Origin of the sequence: Burkholderia sp. JPY481 (assembly GCF_038900515.1) — a bacterium.
Classification (GTDB): domain Bacteria; phylum Pseudomonadota; class Gammaproteobacteria; order Burkholderiales; family Burkholderiaceae; genus Paraburkholderia; species Paraburkholderia youngii.
The window spans coordinates 1-461 of the sequence record NZ_JAYMRT010000143.1; the positions used below are offsets into that span (position 1 = coordinate 1).

Consider the following 461-nt stretch of genomic DNA (forward strand, 5'->3'; position numbering starts at 1 on the left):
GCGTCGACAGGTGCGGCGAACTGAGCAGCGCGGCCGTGTAGGCACCGATCGCGTAGAACGCGATGTAGCCCAGGTCCAGCAGGCCGGCAAAACCCACCACCACGTTCAGGCCGAGCGCGAGCATCACATACAGCATCGCGAAGTCGAGCACGCGGACCCAGTAGTTGCCGCCCGCCGCACCGATGATCATCGGTGCCGCGATCACGAAGATCGTCGTCAGGATGCCGATGGTCAGCGTCTTTGTGCGGTTCTTTTCGGGAATGAGCGTCGTGGACGGCTCGATCGGTTGAATTGAGGTCATGATTGTTGACTCCTTGTGGCCCGGGATCAGGCACGATCCGCGACACGTTCGCCGAGCAGACCCGACGGACGGAACACGAGCACGACGATCAGCACGATGAACGCGAACACGTCCTGGTAGTTACTACCGAACACGCCGCCCGTGAGGTTGCCGATATAGC

General features: G+C 61.6%; 1 protein-coding gene and 1 pseudogene. Both read right to left on the reverse strand.

Going from position 1 to position 461, the window contains the following annotated elements; translation table 11 throughout:
• On the reverse strand, positions 1-301 hold a 301-nt coding region (locus tag VSR82_RS40060; protein WP_498858932.1), incomplete at its 3' end, for an ABC transporter permease subunit.
• A 26-nt stretch (positions 302-327) separates the two neighbouring features.
• Positions 328-461 (reverse strand): annotated as a pseudogene (locus tag VSR82_RS40065) (branched-chain amino acid ABC transporter permease); the annotation flags it as partial.